This is a genomic window from Yeosuana marina (assembly GCF_011762485.1).
Classification (GTDB): Bacteria; Bacteroidota; Bacteroidia; order Flavobacteriales; family Flavobacteriaceae; genus Yeosuana; species Yeosuana marina.
Map to the genome: position 1 here is coordinate 270,696 of NZ_JAAKGI010000003.1, position 21,499 is coordinate 292,194.

Here is a 21,499-nt window from a genome sequence, read left to right on the forward strand (position 1 = left end):
ATGACTGCTTTATTAACAATAATAGTTTTAGTATTTATTTTAGTAGCCATTTGGCAAATGGTTAAAATTTTTGATTTAGCTCAAGCTAAAAACGAAAATACTGAAGTTGCCAGCGATAAGGATAATAGAATGAATGGATATTTAATGATGGGCTTTTTAGCCTTCATTTATGGTATTACAATTTATTCTTTTATAAAATGGGGAGATTTACCATTATTATCTAATTCAGCATCAGCACATGGTCCGAAAATTGATAATTTAATGATTATCTCTTTAACCTTAATTTTTATTGTACAAACTATTACACAATTTCTACTGTATTATTTTGCTTATAAATATAAAGGTGAAAAGGGTAAAAAAGCATTATTCTTTGCAGACAACAACAAATTGGAGGCAATTTGGACAATTATCCCTGTTATTGTATTGGCAGGTCTTATTATCTATGGTTTGAATACATGGATTACAATTATGGGTATCAATCAAGATGATGATCCTATGGTTATAGAATTATATGCGCAACAGTTTAATTGGACGGCTCGTTATGCAGGAGAAGATAATACTTTAGGTAAAGCAAATGTGCGTTTGATTGATATAGATCATGCAAATGTATTAGGTGTTGATGAGGCAGACCCTTATGGTCAAGATGATGTGATTACTAAAGAATTACATTTACCGGTAGGAAGACCAGTACTTTTTAAAATGCGTTCACAAGATGTACTGCACTCAGCATATATGCCTCACTTTAGAGCCCAAATGAATTGTGTGCCAGGTATGATAACACAGTTTGGTTTTACACCTACTGTTACAACAGCTGAAATGCGTCAAAGACCTGAAATACAAGATAAAGTGGCGCACATTAATGAAATTAGAGTAGAAAAAAGTAAAGATTTGGTTGCCAAGGGTGAGACAGCTTTGGATCGTTATGAATTTGACTACTTATTATTATGTAATAAAATTTGTGGTAAGTCTCACTACAATATGCAGATGAAAATAATAGTTGAAAGCCAAGAAGATTTTGATGCTTGGATGAAAGAACAAAAAGTTTTCAAAAACTCTCTAATTAAGTAATTTTAAAAAAGATAAATACGAAATAAGATTATGTCAGCACACGAAGATACTCACGCTCACGAAGACCATGGACATCATCATAAAGAAACCTTTGTAACTAAATATATTTTTAGTCAGGATCATAAGATGATTGCTAAGCAGTACCTTATTACAGGTACTATTATGGGAGTTATTGGTGTATTTATGTCCATGATGTTTAGAATGCAATTAGCATGGCCAGAACAACCAAATGTATTGTTTGAAGCAGTATTAGGCAAATGGGCACCAGATGGTGTCATGAGTTCTGATATTTACTTAGCCTTAGTTACCATACATGGAACTATTATGGTTTTCTTTGTACTAACAGCAGGGCTTAGTGGTACCTTTAGTAACTTATTAATTCCGTTGCAAATTGGTGCACGAGATATGGCATCAGGGTTTTTAAACATGATTTCTTACTGGTTATTTTTTCTATCTAGTGTTATTATGGTTTTCTCCTTGTTTGTGGAAGCAGGGCCAGCAGCTGCTGGGTGGACTATTTATCCACCATTAAGTGCTTTGCCTATGGCGCAAGGAGGCTCTGGGTTGGGTATGACACTATGGTTAGTCTCGATGGCAATATTTATAGCTTCCTCATTGATGGGTTCTCTTAATTATATTGTAACTGTTTTAAACTTGCGTACCAAAGGCATGTCTATGACGAGATTACCATTAACTATTTGGACATTTTTTATTACTGCTGTTATTGGTGTAATTTCTTTTCCAGTATTATTATCTGCTGCTTTACTATTGATTATGGATAGAAGTTTTGGAACGTCATTCTTCTTATCAGATATATTTATTCAAGGCGAAGTGTTACATTACCATGGAGGATCTCCTGTCTTGTTTGAACATTTATTTTGGTTCTTAGGACATCCCGAAGTTTACATTGTTATTTTACCAGCTATGGGGCTAGTATCTGAAATTATGGCTTCAAGTTCACGTAAACCCATTTTTGGTTACAGAGCTATGATTGCGTCTATATTAGCGATCGCATTTTTATCGACTATAGTATGGGGTCACCATATGTTTGTATCGGGAATGAATCCATTCCTAGGATCTGTTTTTACATTTACTACCTTATTAATAGCAATACCATCTGCTGTAAAAGCATTCAACTGGATAACAACATTATGGAAAGGGAATTTACAAATGAATCCTGCCATGTTATTTGCTATCGGATTTGTATCTACGTTCATAACGGGAGGTTTAACGGGAATTATTCTTGGTGACAGTGCTTTAGACATTAATGTTCATGATACCTATTTTGTAGTAGCACACTTTCACTTGGTAATGGGTATATCTGCTTTATATGGTATGTTTGCTGGAATCTATCATTGGTATCCAAAAATGTTTGGTAGAATGTTGAATAAAAACTTAGGCTATATTCACTTTTGGATAACTGCTATTTGTGCATATGGTGTTTTCTTTCCAATGCATTTTATAGGAATGGCTGGATTACCGAGACGTTATTATGAAAATACAAACTTTCCATTATTTGATGATTTAGCTAATGTTAATGTTGTTATTACAGTTTTTGCATTAATAGGAGGTGTAGTGCAAATCATTTACTTATATAATTTCTTTAGTAGTATGTTCTATGGAAAGAAAGCAGTTCAAAATCCATGGAGGTCTACTACATTGGAATGGACAACACCTGTCGCTCATATTCATGGTAACTGGCCAGGAGAAATTCCACATGTATATCGTTGGTCTTATGATTATAGCAAGCCAGGTCACGAAGAAGACTTTGTTCCTCAAAATGTTCCATTAATGGAAGGTGAGGAAGAGCTACAACATTAAAAAATAGTATCATATATACAAAAAAGACTCATTTCTATGAGTCTTTTTTTTGTGGTTTATTCAAAAAAGAAAGAAAAAGAATACAAAAATAATATTTAATTATCGGTAAAAAGCTTATTTATACGATAAAATGTAAAAAAAATGTAAAAAATCGATGAAATGCAAAAAAAATAGTTAAATTGCACGTCGTTAGAAAAATATGTAAGAATTACTGTTAGCAAATATGATAATTCTTCAAGTAAAAACGACCTAACTAATTAACGATGAATATGAAAACAAAATTATTTTTTAGGCATGTATTAAAATATACGACCTATATTTTTGTCTTTATGTGGACATTAATTTCAGCCAATGCGCAATGTCCTACAATTGCAGATCCAACACCACCAGCTATTTGTGATGCAGCAGGTTATACGTTTGCGGATTTAAGTGCAGATTATGCTACTGACACAGGTGGAGGTATTGTTTGGTATAGTGCAGCCACAGGTGGAACTATTTTTTATCCTAATCAATTAGTTTCTGAAGGAACTTATTATGCAGGGGATAGCTCTGGTTCATGTAGTTCTAGATCTCAAATTGATATTGCCTTTTCTGTAGGTAATTCAGGAATTATAAATAGGGACCGTTTTTATTGTAGTAATGAAAATGCCATTTTTCAGGATTATATCGATTTAATATTGCAACCAGGTATTCCATCAGGTGGCAGTGTAAAGGTCTATTATGATTCAGGTTTAACTAATGAAGCTAATGGTGTAGATTTAATTCCTCTCGGTGTAGCAGATTATTATATTGTGTTTGATGATGCGGGTGGTTGTAGAAGTCAAATTGAGAAAGGTAGAGTCGGTGTATTTTTATCACCTATAGATCCTACTCCTGCAAGTCCACAAGAATTTTGTATTGATAATAGCCCAACAATTGCTGATTTAGATCCAGGAACAGTTTCTACTGTGAATTGGTATGCAGGTGTTGATGTGAATGGAGACCCAATACTGCCAGCATTACCAACATCAACACCTTTGGTTGACGGTAATACGTATTATGTTCAAATTGATGAGATTCTATGCGACAGTAACGCAGTCCCTGTGACAGTTACTATTAATACGCCTAATAATCCAGGTGCCTCAGGTAGTTTAGATTATTGTCAAAACAATGTGCCAACGAGTGTTTTTGATTTATTCGATTCACTTTCGGGAGCTGATGCCACAGGAACATGGTCAGGACCTAGACCAACATCAAATGGTTTTCAGGGAACCGTAGACATTTCAACTTTAACTACTCCTGGTATTTATACCTTTACATATACGGTACCAGCTAATGGAGCTTGTCCAGAAAGTAGTTCGTCAGTTACAATAACAATCTATGAAACATTTTCATCGGGAGTGGCGTCGTCTGCAAATCCTGCAACGTTTTGTGAATCAGGATTGCCTTCATCATTTGATTTGTTTTCTTTACTAGATAGTGAAGATGCAGGTGGTCAATGGACAGAAGGAACACTAAGTACAGGTACTGTTATAACCTCATCTATTGATTTAACTAGTTTAACAGCTTCTGGAAGTCCATACAACTTCACTTATACTCAAAATGTATCACCTAGTATTTGTGCAGAAGAATCAACTACTGTTCAAGTAATTGTTTTGCCAGACCCTAATGCAGGAACAGCTAATAACCAAACATTTTGTGAAAATGATCTAGTAGCAAATTCTCCCTTTAATTTATTTGATGCTCTAACAGCCCCTTACGATAGTGGAGGAATTTGGACAGACGCCAGTAGCACGACCGTTTCAGATCCTTTGAATTTGGATATTACTGGTTTTACTGTTACAGGAAGTCCATATAATTTTACATATACTGTTGATAATGGGACTTGTACAGATGATGAAACGATTTCAATTACAATTTTACCAGCTCCAGAATCAGGAACAGCAAACACACCAGTTGAATTTTGTGAAGCTTCGGCTCCATCAAGTTATAATTTATTTGATTTGTTAACTGGAGCGGACTTAACAGGGACTTGGTATATAGGGACAGATAATTTAGGAGCAACAACTTCTAACCTTGTTGATTTATCAGGATATCTTTCAGGAACATATAATTTTACTTATGACGTTGATGCTATTGGAAGTTGTGATGATGTATTAGTTACAGTTCAAGTCATTATTAATCCGTTACCAAATACAGGAACAGCGAACAATCCACCTCCATTTTGTGAAAATGATTCAGCGTTAACAAATACAAGTTTTGATTTGTTTACCCTTTTAACAGGAGCAGTTGATTCAGGAGGAACTTGGAGCGATGATAGTACGACACCTATATCTGGAGCTTTAAGTGGAAACACATTAGATTTGAGTCAATTAGTAGTAAACACTTATAATTTCTCATACAGCATAACCGATTCAAACGGATGTTCAAATAGCACTACAGTTACCATTCAAATAGATCCTGCACCAGAATCAGGAACAGCAAACACACCAGTTGAATTTTGTGAAGCTTCGGCTCCATCAAGTTATAATTTATTTGATTTGTTAACTGGAGCAGACTTAACAGGAACTTGGTATATAGGGACAGATAATTTAGGAGCGACAACTTCTAACCTTGTTGATTTATCTGGATATCTTTCAGGAACATATGATTTCACTTATGATGTTGATGCCATTGGAAGTTGTGATGATGTATTAGTTACAGTTCAAGTCATTATTAATCCGCTACCAAATACAGGAATAGCGAACAATCCACCTCCATTTTGTGAAAATGATTCAGCGTTAACAAATACAAGTTTTGATTTGTTTACACTTTTAACAGGAACAGTTGATTCAGGAGGAACTTGGAGCGATGATAGTACGATACCTATATCTGGAGCTTTAAGTGGAAACACATTAGATTTGAGTCAATTAGTAGTAAATACCTATAATTTCTCATACAGCATAACCGATTCAAATGGATGTTCAAATAACACTACAGTAACTATTGTAATAGATAATGCTCCAGAATCGGGAACACCTGTAGCAACATTCCCTGAATTTTGTAAGGCAGAAGTAACAACTGGTCAAACAGTTAATTTATTTGATTTATTAGATGGGGAAGACCAGACAGGAACTTGGGCAGATGATGATAGTTCAGGAGCATTAAGTGGCAATACAGTTACTATTGATGGTCTGTCAGCTGGAACATATAGCTTTACGTATGATGTTGCTGCTATTGGAAGTTGTGATGATGTAAATGTAACAGTGAGTATCATAATTAACGATACACCAGCACCAACAGCTTCACCAACTCAAGAGTTTTGTGATGCAGCAACTGTATCAGAATTAGCAGTCACCACAGGAACAGCCGTTCAATGGTATGATGTTCCTTCTGGAGGAACTGCTTTATCAGGAACCACAGCTTTAGCTGATGGACAAGTATATTACGCTACACAAACTATAGGTTGTGAATCTTCAGCTAGAACAGCAGTAACTGCAACCATTTATCAATCACCAAATGCGGGAAATGCAAATACAACGCCAATTGTAGCGTGTAGTGGTAATAATAGTATTGATTTAAATTCAGGATTAGACGGAACACAAGATCCAGGAGGTGTTTGGCAAGATACAGATGGAACTGGTGCTTTAGCAGGAAACATTTTTGATGCTACTGTAAACGGCGCAGGAACATATCAATTTACATATTATGTATCTGCTTCTTCACCATGTGTAGATGACAGCACCATAATAACAGTAACTATAGAAGAACCTCTTAGCGCAGGAACAGATAATACGTTAGATGTTTGTAGCAACAATGGTACTACCGATTTGTTTACACTTATAGGAAGTGCTGACACAGGAGGAACTTGGTCACCAGCTATGGCTAGTGGAACAGGAGTTTTTGATCCTTTAGTTGATGCTCAAGGAACCTATACGTATTCATTAACTAATGCGTGTGGAACATTTAGTAGTAAAGTAGACGTAACTGTAACCCAAGCACCAAACGCAGGAACTGATAATGCGGTTTTAATTTGTGTGATTGATGGCCCTACTGATTTATTTACATTTTTAGGAACTGATGCTCAAACAGGAGGAACTTGGTCGCCAGCGCTACCTAGTGGAACAGGTGTATTTGATCCTTTAACAGATGCAAATGGTACCTATACTTACACGGTTTCTGCTATTTCACCTTGCGCAACAGATTCAAGTGCACAAATAACAGTAACAGTTGATGATAGTTCTGCACCTACAGTGGTTACTGCAAATCCAGAGTTTTGTTTAGAGAATAACCCAACGGTTGCCGATTTGGATGCGTCTTTATCTGCAACAGGAACAATCAAATGGTATACAGATGCAACACTATTAACACCATTAGATCCAACAGATACTTTGATTGATGGTGAAGATTATTTTGCAACTCAAACAAATAGTTCAGGTTGTGAGTCATCACAAAACGTTCAAGTTAATGTAACGGTAAATGATGCTCCAACACCAACACTTATAGATCCGAATCTTGAATTGTGTATTAATGATAATCCAACAATCATGGAGTTAACATTAAATATTTCAGAATATAATTCTACTACAGATAACGTCATTTGGTATGATGTTGCAACAGGTGGTTCACCATTATCAAGTAGTTCATTATTAAGTTATGGAGTTACCTATTATGCCGCATTATACGATGCCTCAACAGGCTGCGAAAGTAGTGTGCGTTTAGCAGTTACTCCAGATGTAACATCATGTGGTAAAATAGCATTGCCAGACGGATTTTCACCTAATGGAGATGGTGTTAACGACACTTATGATTATAATAATTTAGATATTCTATATCCTAATTTTGAAATAGAAATCTTTAACCGATACGGAAATATTGTTTACAAAGGAAGGGCATCAAACCCGAGATTTGATGGAACATCAAATCAAGCAAGGACTCTAGTAAAAGGAGATCTTCCAGTAGGTGTTTATTTCTATATTTTCAAATTTAATGATGGAGAAAACAAACCAGAACAAGGTCGCTTATACTTAAGCAGATAATGTATATAAATCAAAATTTAAGAAACATGAAAAATTTAAATATATATCATAAAGTAGCTGCTTTGTTAAGTTTGACACTCTTGTCCTTTCAAGGCTTTGCACAACAAGACCCTCAATTTACGCAGTATATGTATAATATGAGTGTAATAAACCCAGCTTATGCCACGGCAGAGCAAGACATATTAAATTTAGGTGGACTTTACAGAACGCAATGGGTTGGTATGGAAGGCGCTCCAAAAACAGGAACCTTTTTTGCTCATAAGCCAATTAATGATAAAATTGAGCTAGGGATATCATTTACTAATGACAATATTGGAGATGTTGTTGATGAAAACAATATCTATGCCGATTTTGCTTATGTACTACCAGTAGGCTTAGAAAGTCATTTGTCATTAGGATTAAAAGCTGGATTCACAATGTTTAACACTAATTTTGATGGCTTTATTTTACAGTCTGGTGATGTGAGTACAGATATAGCTTTTAACGAGAATATTAATAAAACATTTCCTAATTTGGGTATTGGAGCCTTCTATTTTACAGATACTTATTATCTAGGTTTGTCGGCACCAAATTTGTTGTCAACCAAACACCTTGAAAGTGAAAACGGTATTGCTTCAACAGGCGTTCAAAGTGTTCACTATTATTTAACGGGAGGTTATGTTTTTGATGTCAATGATAATCTAAAATTTAAACCAGCTTTTATGGCAAAGGCTGTAAAAGGAGCCCCACTGGCAATTGATGTGACAGCCAATATGTTAATTAATGAAAAACTTGAAGTTGGCTTGGGATATAGATTAGATGATGCTGTAAGTGCCTTGGTTAATTTTAGAGTGACACCAGATTTAAGAATTGGATATGCGTATGACTATACAACAACTAATTTGAGTAGTTATAATTCAGGATCACATGAAATATTTATTTTGTTTGATATCGATTTATTCGGATTTAGAGGTGGTTATAATCGTTCACCAAGATTCTTCTAATTATTAATGATTACAATTATGAAAACAAAAACGTACATATTTGCAAGCCTTTTACTAGTTAGTGGAATTGCATTAGCTCAAAAAGGAAACCTAAAACGAGCCAATCAGCTTTTTGAAATGAGAGCTTATAACGAAGCGGCTGAAATTTACGAAACCAAAGAGCACACACAAGAAATGCTTCAAAATTTGGCAGATAGTTATTATTATAATGCCAATCTTCAAAAGGCAATAAAAAACTATCGTGAATTATTCATTACCTATAAAGATTCGCTGGATCTTGAGTATTATTTTAGATATGCTCAAGCTTTAAAAGGGGTGAAAAATTATAAAGATGCTGATAAGTATTTAAGAATTTATTACAATAAAGACGTCAATACCATGGCATTTATTGAAAACATCGAACAAACAACACCTCATACATTTAATATTAAACAATTAAATGATCCAAACTCTAAGAGTGATTTTGGGGCGTCTTTTTATGGAGATGATAAAATAGCATTCGCTTCAACAAGAAACATTGAAAGTCCAACATATGCCTGGAACGAATTACCGTATTTAGATTTGTATTATGCTACATTAACTAAAGATGGAGGCGTTAAGGATGTTACTCCATTTTCGGATGCTATAAATACAGAGACGCATGAGAGTAACGCCATTTTCTCAAAAGATGGTAAAACCATGTATTTTAATAGAACCAATACAACTCGTAAAAAAACAGATAATGAGCGCGTTGCACAAATTAAAATATACAAAGCAGAATTGGTTGATGGTAATTGGACTAATGTTACGGCATTACCGTTTACATCAAACGCATTTAGTACAGAGCATCCAGCTTTAAGCAAAGATGAAAAAACATTGTATTTTGCGAGTGATATGCCAGGAACTTTAGGAAGCTTTGATATTTATAAAGTAGCTATTAACGATGATGGAACATACGGAGAACCAGAAAATTTAGGACCAACTATTAATACGAAGCACAGAGAACAGTTTCCGTTTATAAGTGATTATGGTGTATTATATTTTTCATCTAATGGCCTTGAAGGCTTTGGTGGTTTAGATGTGTTTAGAAGTAATATGGTGAATGGTGTTTTTGATAAACCGGTTAACTTAGGAAGTTCAATTAATAGTAATCTAGATGATTTTGCTTTTGTTATAAAAGAAAAAGAAAATAAAGGGTTTGTGTCTTCAAACAGATCTGGTTATGATAAAATATTTTATTTTGGAAGAGAAGAAAACATGTTATCGAAATATCTTGTAGAAGGTATTGTTCAAGATAAAAACACGAAAGAATTACTACCAGGATCGTTAGTTACCTTATTTGATGAAGGTGGTAATGTTATACAAGACTCACTTGTTGGTGATACTGCTAGTTACTTATTTAAAATTTCACCTAACAAAAAGTATAAAGTAAGAGGAACGCGTAAAGCTTACATTCCGCAGGATGTTGAGTTTTCAACAGATAAAGAAGGAAAGATTCAACATAACATTTATTTATCATTGGAGTCTTTTGAACATGCAGAAGAGCGTGTAAAAGAAAATGACAAAGGAGTTGTACAAGTTGAATTAGATAAAATTTACTTTGACTTTGATAAATCTGATATTCGTGAAGATGCGGCCAAAACATTAAATGTCTTAGTTGACTTAATGAAAAAATATCCAACGATGGAAATTGAGGTATCAGCACATACGGATGCTCGTGGATCAGATCAATATAATTTAGACTTATCTAAACGAAGAGCAGCATCAACGTTAGAATATTTAGTGAGTCAGGGTATTGATAGAAGCCGATTAAAAAGTATTGGTTATGGCGAAATGCAACCACTTAATAAGTGTGTTAAAGAAGGTATTTGTAGCGAAGAAGAATATGATGTTAACAGAAGATGCGAGTTCACCATTTTAAATTAACAACATTCCTGCAAAGGTAGGAATCTTATAAATAAATTTATAAAAAGCCTTTCTATTTTTAGAAAGGCTTTTTCTTTATATTTGTTTGTTATGAATGAAAACCTAGATCCGTCCAACGAACATTTTTCTCCAGAAGAAAATGATGTAGAAAGAAAGTTAAGACCCTTATCATTTGATGATTTTACAGGTCAGGACCAAGTGTTGGAGAATCTTCAAATTTTTGTGCAAGCCGCAAATCAAAGAAGTGAAGCGCTTGATCATACTTTATTTCACGGCCCTCCAGGATTAGGTAAAACAACCTTAGCACATATTCTTGCTAATGAGTTAAATGTAGGCATTAAGGTAACCTCTGGACCCGTTTTAGATAAACCAGGTGATTTAGCAGGACTGTTAACCAATCTAGACGAACGTGATGTGTTGTTTATTGATGAGATTCATCGATTAAGCCCTATTGTTGAAGAATACTTGTATTCTGCCATGGAAGATTATAAGATTGATATCATGATTGAATCTGGTCCCAACGCACGTACTGTTCAAATTAATTTAAATCCGTTCACCCTTATTGGAGCTACGACTCGTTCAGGATTACTAACATCACCCATGCGAGCTCGTTTTGGTATTCAAAGTAGGTTGCAATATTATAATACAGAATTATTAACGACCATTTTACAACGAAGCGCTACTATTTTAGACGTTCCTATGTCTATGGAAGCAGCTATTGAAATTGCTGGACGTAGTAGAGGAACACCAAGAATAGCTAATGCCTTGTTGCGTCGCGTTCGGGATTTTGCACAAATTAAAAGCAATGGTAGTATTGATATTAAAATTGCCAGATACGCTTTAGAAGCACTCAATGTCGATGCTCATGGTTTGGATGAAATGGATAATAAAATTCTAGCTACCATTATTGATAAATTTAAAGGAGGACCTGTTGGAATCACAACCATCGCAACCGCTGTAAGTGAAAGCTCTGAAACCATTGAAGAAGTGTATGAACCGTTTTTAATTCAGCAAGGATTCATAATGCGCACACCTCGTGGCAGAGAAGTAACTGAATTAGCTTATAAGCATCTAGGAAAAATAAAAGGCAGTACACAGGGTGGATTATTTTAGCCATAAATTTAAGGCTCTTTTTTAAAGTTAAGTTAATAACTATTAGAAAAAATAAGAATATTGTACGTTTACAATATATTTCATTTTAAATTAATAGTATATTGAAAAGGATAATTTTAGTAGCAAGTTGTTTATTCATAACAACAATAAGTCTTGCCCAAGATTTATATATTCCAAGAGATGTAAAACAAGCTTATAAAAATAAAACGAGGAGTAAAAACGGTAAGCCTGGTGAAGATTATTGGCAGAATACAGCAGACTATCAAATTAAACTTCAAATAGCACCACCTAATAAAACGATTACGGGTAGCGAAACGATTACCTATACAAACAATAGCCCAGACACCCTAAAAGTTTTAAACTATAAATTAATACTTAATAATCATAAACCAGGAGCTGCAAGATTGTCTTCTGCTTCAAATAAATTTTTAACATCGGGTATTCATATTGATAGGTATACAGAAAATGGTTTGGAAAAAACATGGAATGACATCAATGATGGAACTAATAAAATAATTCAATTAGCAACCCCACTATTACCAAAGCAGCAAGTAAATTTAGCTATAGACTGGCATTATAACATGTCTGAAGAAAGCGGAAGAGAAGGTGCTATTGATTCCAATACATTTTTCTTAGCTTATTTTTTTCCGCGCGTTGCCGTATATGATGATTATCAAGGTTGGGATAAGATGACATTTACAGGATCACAAGAATTTTATAACGATTTTAATAATTACACATTTGAAGTTACCGTACCTAAAAATTATATTGTTTGGGCAACGGGAGATTTGTTGAATCCAGAAGATGTTTTACAAAAAAAATATGCAGAGCGTTTAAAAAAATCAATGACTAGTGATGATGTTATAAACATAGCAACGAAAGACGATTTAGAAAACAAACAAATCACTAAACAAAATGTCACCAATACATGGAAGTGGAAAGCATCAAATATTACAGATATAGCTATTGCTGTAAGCGATCATTATAATTGGGATGCAGGTAGTGTTATTGTTGATAGTAAGACAAATAGGAGAGCAAGCGTGCAAGCGGCTTATGATGAAAAATCAACAGATTTTAAAGAGATGGTGAATTATGGGAAACACTCTTTAGATTGGTTCTCAAATAACTATCCAGGTGTGCCTTATCCGTTTTCAAAATCTACCATTGTTCGCGGTTTTGCCGATATGGAATACCCTATGATGGTCAATGATAACTCACAGTCAGATCCAACATACACTCGTTTTGTGGTAGAACATGAAATTGCCCATACCTATTTTCCATTTTATATGGGAATTAATGAAACCCGTTTTGGATTTATGGATGAAGGATGGGCAACTACATTAGAATATCTTATAGGAATTTCAGATTTAGGAGAAAAGAAAGCAACAGATTTTTTTAAATTATTTAGAGTTAATCAATGGATTAATGATACATCTATGGAAGAAGAAATTCCTATTATAACACCTTCAAATATCTTGAGCGGTGTTGCTTTAGGGAATAATGAATACGGCAAAGCTGCCTTGGGATATTTGGCATTAAAAGATATGTTGGGCGATAATATCTTTAAAAAAGCATTGCAAGGCTATATGGAGCGTTGGCATGGAAAACACCCTATACCATGGGATTTCTTTTATTCTATGAATGATATTTCTGGACAAAATTTAAATTGGTTTTGGGATAACTGGTACTTTAGCAACAATTATATTGATATAGCTATAAATGAGGTGACTACTAATAAAAATGAAACCATCCTTAAACTGGAAAATATAGGAGGTATGCCTGCGCCATTTAATATTATGGTTACTTTTAAAGATGGAACTACAAAAGAGTTTCATCAAACGCCAGAAATTTGGAAAAATAACGCAACAGAAGTAACCGTTACTTTAAAAAGTGATAAAGATATTAGTCAAATTAAAATAGATGGTGGTATTTTTATGGATGCAGATACATCGAATAATATTTGGAACAACTAATTGATTATTTTTTTTGAATACCATTCAAAAACATACACAACTTATTAAAACCGAAGCCAAACGCCTCAGTTTTTTGTCTTGTGGTGTTAGCAAAGCCCAATTTTTAGAAGAAGAAGCGCCTCATCTAGAAAAGTGGTTACGTAATAATATGCATGGGCAAATGCAGTATATGGAAAACCATTTTGATAAGCGTTTAGATCCAACGAAATTAGTTGAAGATTCTAAAAGTGTCATCTCGTTATTACTTAATTATTACCCTAGCGAAAAGCAAACAGCAAACAGCTATAAACTCTCCAAATATGCTTTTGGAACCGATTATCATTTTGTGATAAAAGATAAACTTAAATCGTTACTAAATTTTATTCAAGAAGAAATTGGAGAGGTTCATGGTCGTGCATTTGTAGATTCGGCACCTGTTTTAGATAAAGCCTGGGCCGCAAAATCCGGATTAGGTTGGATTGGAAAAAATAGCAACCTTTTAACCCAACAGATTGGTTCATTTTATTTTATTGCAGAACTGATTGTAGACTTAGAATTGGAGTATGATTTACCAACAACCAATCATTGTGGCTCCTGTACGGCTTGTATTGATGCTTGCCCTACACAGGCTATTACTGAACCTTACTTGGTTGATGGGAGTAAATGTATTTCGTATTTTACTATAGAATTAAAAGAAAATATACCTACAGAATTTAAAGGACAGTTTGATGACTGGATGTTTGGTTGCGATGTGTGCCAGGATGTATGTCCTTGGAACCGGTTTTCGAAATCACATAATGAACCATTATTTAATCCAAATCCAGAATTATTGTCTATGACCAGAGAAGATTGGGAAGACATTACCGAAGATGTTTTTAAGAAAATCTTTAAAAATTCAGCTGTAAAAAGAACTAAACTTTCAGGTTTAAAAAGGAATATTAATTTTTTGAAATAAAATTATTTTCAAAGAATTAACAAGAATTCCTAAGTACTAATTCTGTGTCTATAATAATTTTTTGATGTTCAATTTTAATTCCTTTTTGTTTACAATATATTTCATTTAATAAAATTTGAGCTGATTTTTCACCCATTTTAAAACCATGTTGTTCAATAGAGGATAATGAAGGAGTAATAACAGAAGACATAAACCAATTACTAAAGCCAAACAATGCAATTCTTTCGGGAACTTTTATTTTCTTTTTATTAAAATAATTTATTGCCCCTATTGCTAAAAGGTCGTTTACTGCAAAAATGGCGTCAACATTCTTTCCATGATCTTTTATCAATTTTTCAGCATTATTAAATCCATCATTGAAATCATCGTTATTATTACAGATATATACTAATGATGAATCAAATTCAATATTATGATCAATTAATGCTTTTTTATACCCTAAAAAACGATCAATAGAATTTTGAGGATTCAGGTCGCCTCTAAAATGAGCAATTCGTTTATGCCCTTTTTGAATTAGAAAAGAAACTGCTTCATAGGCCGCTTTTCTATCATCAATCAAGACTTTTGAGCAGTTAATGGTTTTTGCAATTTTATCAAACAAAACTAGAGGAATACCCCGTTTTATAATTTTTTTTAAATGTTCTAAGTCCTTAGTTTTATTTGATAAGGATATTAAAATACCATCTACACCTTTGTTTATAAGTAAATCAACTTGTTTTTTTTCAAGCTCATAACTTTCGTTGGATTGTAATAAAATAATCATATAATTTTTTTTCTCAGCTTCTTTTAAAACACCTTCAATAACTTTAGAAAAAAAATAGTGAACCATTGTAGGGATTATAATTCCGATAGTTTTCGATTCTTTCATTCTCAGGCTTACTGCAAAAGAATTAGGAACATAATTTAATTTGTCTGCTAAATTTTTTACAAGTTCTTTTGTTTTTTTACTTACATCAGGATAATCTTTAAGAGCTTTAGAAACCGTGGTAACAGATAACCCCAGTTGTTCTGCAATTTCTTTTAATGTTGTTGTTTTCATTGCTTTTATTGTTGGGGAAGAATATAATTAAACTATGTTGACAATGTATTTTAGTTAAAGTTAATTTACGAAAATATGCCTAAAAAAATCAATTCTTAATAATATATTCTTTTTTGTCAATACCAATTCCTTTAAGTGTTAGCGATGTCCATTCTTTAGGCAAAATAGGATTTTTTTGTTCTATCCCATTTTCAGTTAAGTGTAAACCTCCAAAGCCAAATAAAACAGTTTGCAACATACCACCAGCCCCAGTAGCAAAATAGGGTTCATGCCCTGTAGCTGTTTCAGAAAGCGCGCCAAAAGGAGGGCGTTTGTTAGGAATATAACTTTCTTTAAATAAGCGAAATGCATTTTCTGAATCGCCTAATCGGGCATATATAACAGCGAAAACGGATTTCCCCATAGCAGGACCTTCTTTTGCTAATTTTGGCTCATAATATTTCAAATCTTTTAAAATATTAGCTTTGTCATTAACAATATCTAATGGGAAAGTTAGCAAATTAACATCTGCTTGTTTAATAATAGCGCCATTATATTTGCTATGTTCCATGGTGGTGCCATCAGGGAATTTATAGATTTTAATATGTTTAGCAACGTCATTCCACAATGGGTCAGGTGTTAATCCAAGTTCATTTGCAGACAAGACTGCATATTGCAATGCGGTTATGGCAGAGCCATTTGTAAAAGCATTATCATCCACATTAGGTGCAAACTCATTGGCACCAACCACATTTTTTATGGAGTAAGAACCATCTGTGTTTTTAGCAGACCGACTAACCCAATAATCTGCTACTTCTTTAATCATGGGATATCCACGTTCTTTAAGCCACTTTTCATCTTTAGTTACCCTATAATAATTCCAAAAGGCGATGGCTATATCAGCAGTAATATGATGTTCAAAAGTTCCTGTTAAAGCCCATGCAGGTGTAGCTTCTTCCCCAGTATCGTCGCTTTCCCAGGGAAACATGGCCCCTTTGTATCCAAAATTTATGGCTTTTTGTTTTGCCTTTTCAATGCGGTCTGACCTATAATTAACCAATGATCTTGCAATATCTTGATGTAATAATAGCAACGGAGGATACATCCAAAGTTCTGTATCCCAAAAAATATGACCATTATAGTTTTGAGATGATAATCCCATCGGAGCGATACTTAAATTTGAATCACTCCGTCCGAAACTATATAAATGGTATAAGGCAAGTCTAACATCTTGTTGTGATTGTAAATCACCTTCAATTATAATATCACTTTGCCATAATTTGCTCCATAAATCGGTATGCTGTTTTAATAAATCAGCCTTTGGGGTTAATAAATTAAAAATCACAAAACGTTCAGATTCTGATTGAGGATCATTAAAATCTTGTGTAGAGCATTCAGCTGCAGTCCATGCAAAATCAAGAAATTTGCCTTTTTTTATTTCTTTCTTAAAAGAAAGTTGATTATTATATTCTGAGACTTTTTGATTAGTCAATTCTGGTCGAAGATGCTCATCACCATTTTTAATGCCATGCCATATAAATGTAGCAGTTGTAGCAACAGTATGTCTTTCAAGCCTGCTTTTTGCAACCGTTTGAAGAATGGGCATGGTAACTTCATTATCTCTTAAAATTCTATAAGAACTTATTGGGTTTTTGTATTCTTTAGGAGTTTCAATGATTCCAGTTACTTTTAATGAAATATCTTTTGTAGCTTCAATTTTAATATCTACATATCCAGAATATGGGACATTTCTTAAGGCATAAATTTTATAGGATATTTTAGCTTTATCTTTAAAAGTAAAAGAAGTATTAAAATAGGCTTCTTTCATGTTAAGCGTTTGAGACCAATTGGTAATATTGTTTTCAGTAATTTTTTCACCATCAATTTCTAATTCTAAATTGCCAAAATTCATTCCCTGTAAAATTTTACTAACACCCAGGATAGATTCTTTATCATACACATTGTTTAAAATAATTTGTTTGGTTTGAAAAGGTTTTTCTGAGGGCAGTATTCCAATTCGTCCATTGGCCATAACAATACCAGTATAGTTTTTTGTGTTTGTGGTTGAAATATTCCAGCCATCATTTTGTGACATAACTATGGTTGTTATAGATAAAAATAGAACTAGAATCAGATGAATTTTTTTCATTTTACGGTAATATTTATAGTATTCAGTTTTAAAAATACTTTATTTAAAAACATTAAAAGCATTAGAGATTAAAATTCTTTTAAAAGAATACCAAAAAAGATTTAGAGAGTATGATGTTTTAGTTGAATTTCTAAATTAGATTTAGATATTATTCTGTAATTAATCCTAAAAACAGATAATCTTTACGAAATATTTAATTTAAAATAACATGTATTATTTTTTTGATATTTAAAATAGGCGAAACTCGTATATCAGTAATAAAATAAGGCTTAAATTGATGATTTAGGAATTAACGAAAACGTTTTCGGTAAAAAATAGACGTTTTTTTTAGGTTTATTTTTGTTAGTAGGAAAAAATAAGCAAAATTCGTAACTAACTTAACATTGTTTTAACAATAACTCAAAAAGATGTTAATTAATTAAACTAATTTATCAACTAACTCAAAATGAAAAACAAATTACTTAAAAAGGTATTACTACCTTTAGCTTTGCTATTAGGAAGTTTTACTTATGCGCAATCAGTTACAGGTACTGTATCTGATGTTTCAGGGCCACTACCAGGAGTAAACGTACTTGTTAAAGGTACTACTACAGGAACGGTAACGGACTTTGACGGAAATTTTGCAATCAATGCTAATAATGGAGATACTTTGGTGTTTTCATACGTTGGTTATTTAGCTCAAGAAGTTGTAGTGTCTGGATCTGTTATAACTGTCACTTTAGCAGAAGATGCAGCTCAACTTGATGAAGTTGTAGTAATTGGTTATGGTACAACCACAGTCAAAGATGCTACTGGTGCTGTAACATCGGTTTCAGCAAAGGATTTTAATGGAGGTGTAATTTCTTCACCAGAACAATTAATTCAAGGTAAGACTGCAGGTGTTCAAATTACACAATCAAGCGGAGAGCCTGGTGCGGGTATTTCTGTACGTATTCGTGGAACATCTTCTGTAAGATCTAATAATAACCCATTATTTGTTGTTGATGGTATTCCGTTATCTGATGGCGGAACTGCTGGAGGTGCTGATTTAGGTGGCGGAGGGGGATCTGCTAAGAACCCTTTAAGTTTTTTAAATCCCAATGATATTGAGAGTATGAGTATTTTAAAAGATGCTTCAGCTACCGCTATTTATGGATCTCGTGGCGCAAATGGTGTTGTTATTATAACAACTAAAAGTGGTAAAAAAGGCGGTGGAGGTGTATTTGAGTTTTCCTCAAATATTAGTTCATCTTCCGTTCGTAAAAAATTCGATTTACTTGATGGGCCACAGTTTTTAGGAGCTATAACCCAATACGGAGGAAATGCTTCTGCTTTAGATTTTGGCTCTAATACCAATTGGCAAAATCAAATTTATAGATCTGTATTGTCTATTAACAACTCACTTTCATACTCCAATAATTACGGAGATGGTTATGTAAGAGGTTCGTTTGGATATGGCAATCAATTAGGAGTTATTGAAAACTCATCTCAAGAGAGAATAACTGGAAGAATAAATGCTTCTCATAAATTTTTGGAGGGGAAGTTGAAATTAGATGTTAACGCATCTATTTCTCGAGTGAATGATGAGTCACCTTATGTAACCAATAATGCGGGTTCTCAAGGAGATTTACTTGGGGCCGTCTATTTTGCAAACCCTACATGGCCTAATAGTCTTGGTTTTACCAGTGGAGATGGTAAGTTGAACCCAATACAATTATTGGATTATTATCAAGATTTAAATCATACAAACAGAACGCTGCTTAATGGTTCTGCAGAATACAGCATAGTTAGTAATTTAAAGGCAAAAGTAAATTTAGGTTACGACGAGTCTAGTGCAACTAGAGCTCAAATGATTTCTCGAGATATTGATGGTTTTAATAATGGAGCCACTGGAAATGGAAGAGGTACAATTCAAGATGTTAACGTGAAGAATACATTGATGGATGTTACTTTAAACTATACTAAAGAATTTGAAAACTCAAATTTAGAAGTATTAGCAGGATATTCTTATCAGAGTTTCCAAAATTATGGTAGAACCGTTAATGGATTTGGATTTAGTACAGCTGGTTTAAATGAGATGGCTTCAAGTTTAGGAAGTGCTTCCAATAGGATTCAAAATAGTATATCAATTCCTTACCAACAATACGGTTATAGCTCTGCTGGCTTATTTGTTAATCAAATTTTACCAGAGATTAACTCAAATGTGTCAGTTTCGGCTCCAGGTGGAATAGCTGTTAGTTCATTAACTGGAGATTTATATAACAATACAGATTACCTACAATCATTTTTTGGTCGTCTTAACTATAAAATAAAAGATAAATATTTATTTACGTTTACATTACGTGCAGATGGCTCCTCAAAATTTGGTCCAAATTATCGATATGGTTATTTCCCTTCAGGTGCTTTTGCCTGGCAAATGGCTGATGAAGATTTTATTCCAGAATCGTTTTCAACACTTAAATTACGTTTAGGGTATGGTATTACAGGAAATCAAGATGGTTTAAGTTATGCACAATTTATTCCTAGAGAGCGTTTTTCGGCTCCTAGTATAGGAAACGGAGGAGATGTGAATTTAGGTAGTGGTGGATTTATCGCCTTTGCAAATGCAAATCTTAAATGGGAAGAAACGGCGCAAGCTGGTATTGGAATTGATTTTGGATTTTTTAACGATCGTTTAAATGGTTCTATAGATGTTTATCACAAAACAACAAAAGATTTACTGTTACAACAAACATCTGCTCAACCTGCGGTTCAACCTTTTGTTTTCGCTAATGTTAATGCAAAGGTTATTAATAAGGGGATTGAATTTGCTTTAAATTACGATGTAATTCAGCAAGAAGAACTCAATTGGAATGTTGGATTTAATATTTCTTATAATGAGAATGAAGTTCAAGACTTTGATGGATTAATTCAAACAGGTCAAATAAGTGGTAATGGTTTAACTGGTGCTTATGCACAATTATTAGCACAAGGTCATCCATTATTTTCATATTATCTAAGAGAGTTTGGAGGATTTGATTCCAATGGAATTTCTATTTATCCTAATGGTGATAGACAAGAATTTGTTGGTAAAAGTGCTTTACCCGATATAACTTTAGGGATATCAAGTAGTTTTTCATATAAAAACTGGGATGCTAATATTTTCTTAGCAGGACAATATGGTCAATATATCTATAATAACACTGCGAATGCCTTTTTTACTGCGGGTATTATTAATAGTGGACAAAACGTAACAAGAGATGTATTAACTAATGGAGAGGCTGCAGCAAATGCACCAGATGTTTCAACAAGATTTTTAGAGAAAGGTGATTTTTTAAGATTACAAAATCTCGCAATAGGATATAACTTAAACCTTAAAGATAAAGAATTCTTTAAAAGTATGCGTTTATCATTAACAGGGCAAAACTTATTTGTTATCACGCCTTATTCTGGATTAGATCCTGAAGTTGATACACCAAAATCGTTAAACAACATACCATCTGCTGGAATAGACTATACAGCTTTTCCAAGACCAACAACGGTTACATTCGGAATAAATGCAACTTTTTAAAAAAAATTA

11 protein-coding genes are annotated in these 21,499 nt (G+C 33.6%); 9 read left to right on the forward strand and 2 right to left on the reverse strand.

Going from position 1 to position 21,499, the window contains the following annotated elements; genetic code table 11:
- The 8 genes from G5V56_RS05820 (at position 1) to queG (ending at position 14,794) form a co-directional block, all read left to right on the forward strand.
- Complete coding sequence (locus G5V56_RS05820; RefSeq protein ID WP_166962800.1) at positions 1-1,068, forward strand: cytochrome c oxidase subunit II; 1,068 nt, start codon at positions 1-3, stop codon at positions 1,066-1,068.
- 30 nt (positions 1,069-1,098) lie between these two features.
- Positions 1,099-2,889, forward strand: coding sequence for a cytochrome c oxidase subunit I (locus tag G5V56_RS05825; RefSeq protein ID WP_166962802.1), 1,791 nt, complete (start codon positions 1,099-1,101; stop codon positions 2,887-2,889).
- Positions 2,890-3,158: 269 nt separating this feature from the next.
- Positions 3,159-7,886 (forward strand): gliding motility-associated C-terminal domain-containing protein, encoded by a 4,728-nt coding sequence (locus G5V56_RS05830; protein WP_166962803.1) that lies wholly within the window; start codon positions 3,159-3,161, stop codon positions 7,884-7,886.
- A gap of 26 nt (positions 7,887-7,912) precedes the next feature.
- Positions 7,913-8,869, forward strand: a complete 957-nt coding sequence (locus G5V56_RS05835; protein ID WP_166962805.1) for a PorP/SprF family type IX secretion system membrane protein — start codon at positions 7,913-7,915, stop codon at positions 8,867-8,869.
- Positions 8,870-8,887: 18 nt separating this feature from the next.
- Positions 8,888-10,774, forward strand: coding sequence for an OmpA family protein (locus G5V56_RS05840; RefSeq protein ID WP_166962807.1), 1,887 nt, complete (start codon positions 8,888-8,890; stop codon positions 10,772-10,774).
- A 90-nt stretch (positions 10,775-10,864) separates the two neighbouring features.
- The gene (ruvB, locus tag G5V56_RS05845; protein WP_166962809.1) at positions 10,865-11,887 is read left to right on the forward strand and encodes a Holliday junction branch migration DNA helicase RuvB; all 1,023 of its coding nucleotides are present in this window, start codon (positions 10,865-10,867) and stop codon (positions 11,885-11,887) included.
- Between the two features lie 101 nt (positions 11,888-11,988).
- Positions 11,989-13,860 (forward strand): M1 family metallopeptidase, encoded by a 1,872-nt coding sequence (locus G5V56_RS05850; RefSeq protein ID WP_206285875.1) that lies wholly within the window; start codon positions 11,989-11,991, stop codon positions 13,858-13,860.
- 13 nt (positions 13,861-13,873) lie between these two features.
- The gene (queG, locus tag G5V56_RS05855; RefSeq protein ID WP_166962811.1) at positions 13,874-14,794 is read left to right on the forward strand and encodes a tRNA epoxyqueuosine(34) reductase QueG; all 921 of its coding nucleotides are present in this window, start codon (positions 13,874-13,876) and stop codon (positions 14,792-14,794) included.
- A gap of 16 nt (positions 14,795-14,810) precedes the next feature.
- On the opposite strand, the gene G5V56_RS05860 is transcribed toward queG, so the two are convergent.
- Together G5V56_RS05860 and G5V56_RS05865 are read right to left on the reverse strand one after the other, a co-directional pair.
- Positions 14,811-15,833, reverse strand: coding sequence for a LacI family DNA-binding transcriptional regulator (locus G5V56_RS05860; RefSeq protein WP_166962813.1), 1,023 nt, complete (start codon positions 15,831-15,833; stop codon positions 14,811-14,813).
- Positions 15,834-15,921: 88 nt separating this feature from the next.
- Positions 15,922-17,961, reverse strand: coding sequence for a glycoside hydrolase family 65 protein (locus G5V56_RS05865; protein ID WP_166962815.1), 2,040 nt, complete (start codon positions 17,959-17,961; stop codon positions 15,922-15,924).
- 445 nt (positions 17,962-18,406) lie between these two features.
- Between G5V56_RS05865 and G5V56_RS05870 the strand changes: the two genes are divergently transcribed.
- Positions 18,407-21,490, forward strand: coding sequence for a SusC/RagA family TonB-linked outer membrane protein (locus tag G5V56_RS05870; protein WP_166962817.1), 3,084 nt, complete (start codon positions 18,407-18,409; stop codon positions 21,488-21,490).
- Positions 21,491-21,499 lie beyond the last annotated feature (9 nt).

What these genes read in the sequence shown, in the direction of transcription:
- ruvB (WP_166962809.1), top strand. Translation starts at nt 10,865, where the DNA reads ATGAATGAAAACCTAGATCCGTCCAACGAACATTTTTCTCCAGAAGAA.
- G5V56_RS05835 (WP_166962805.1), top strand. Translation starts at nt 7,913, where the DNA reads ATGAAAAATTTAAATATATATCATAAAGTAGCTGCTTTGTTAAGTTTG.
- G5V56_RS05860 (WP_166962813.1), bottom strand. Translation starts at nt 15,833, where the DNA reads ATGAAAACAACAACATTAAAAGAAATTGCAGAACAACTGGGGTTATCT.
- G5V56_RS05840 (WP_166962807.1), top strand. Translation starts at nt 8,888, where the DNA reads ATGAAAACAAAAACGTACATATTTGCAAGCCTTTTACTAGTTAGTGGA.
- G5V56_RS05870 (WP_166962817.1), top strand. Translation starts at nt 18,407, where the DNA reads ATGAAAAACAAATTACTTAAAAAGGTATTACTACCTTTAGCTTTGCTA.
- G5V56_RS05830 (WP_166962803.1), top strand. Translation starts at nt 3,159, where the DNA reads ATGAAAACAAAATTATTTTTTAGGCATGTATTAAAATATACGACCTAT.
- G5V56_RS05825 (WP_166962802.1), top strand. Translation starts at nt 1,099, where the DNA reads ATGTCAGCACACGAAGATACTCACGCTCACGAAGACCATGGACATCAT.
- G5V56_RS05820 (WP_166962800.1), top strand. Translation starts at nt 1, where the DNA reads ATGACTGCTTTATTAACAATAATAGTTTTAGTATTTATTTTAGTAGCC.
- G5V56_RS05865 (WP_166962815.1), bottom strand. Translation starts at nt 17,961, where the DNA reads ATGAAAAAAATTCATCTGATTCTAGTTCTATTTTTATCTATAACAACC.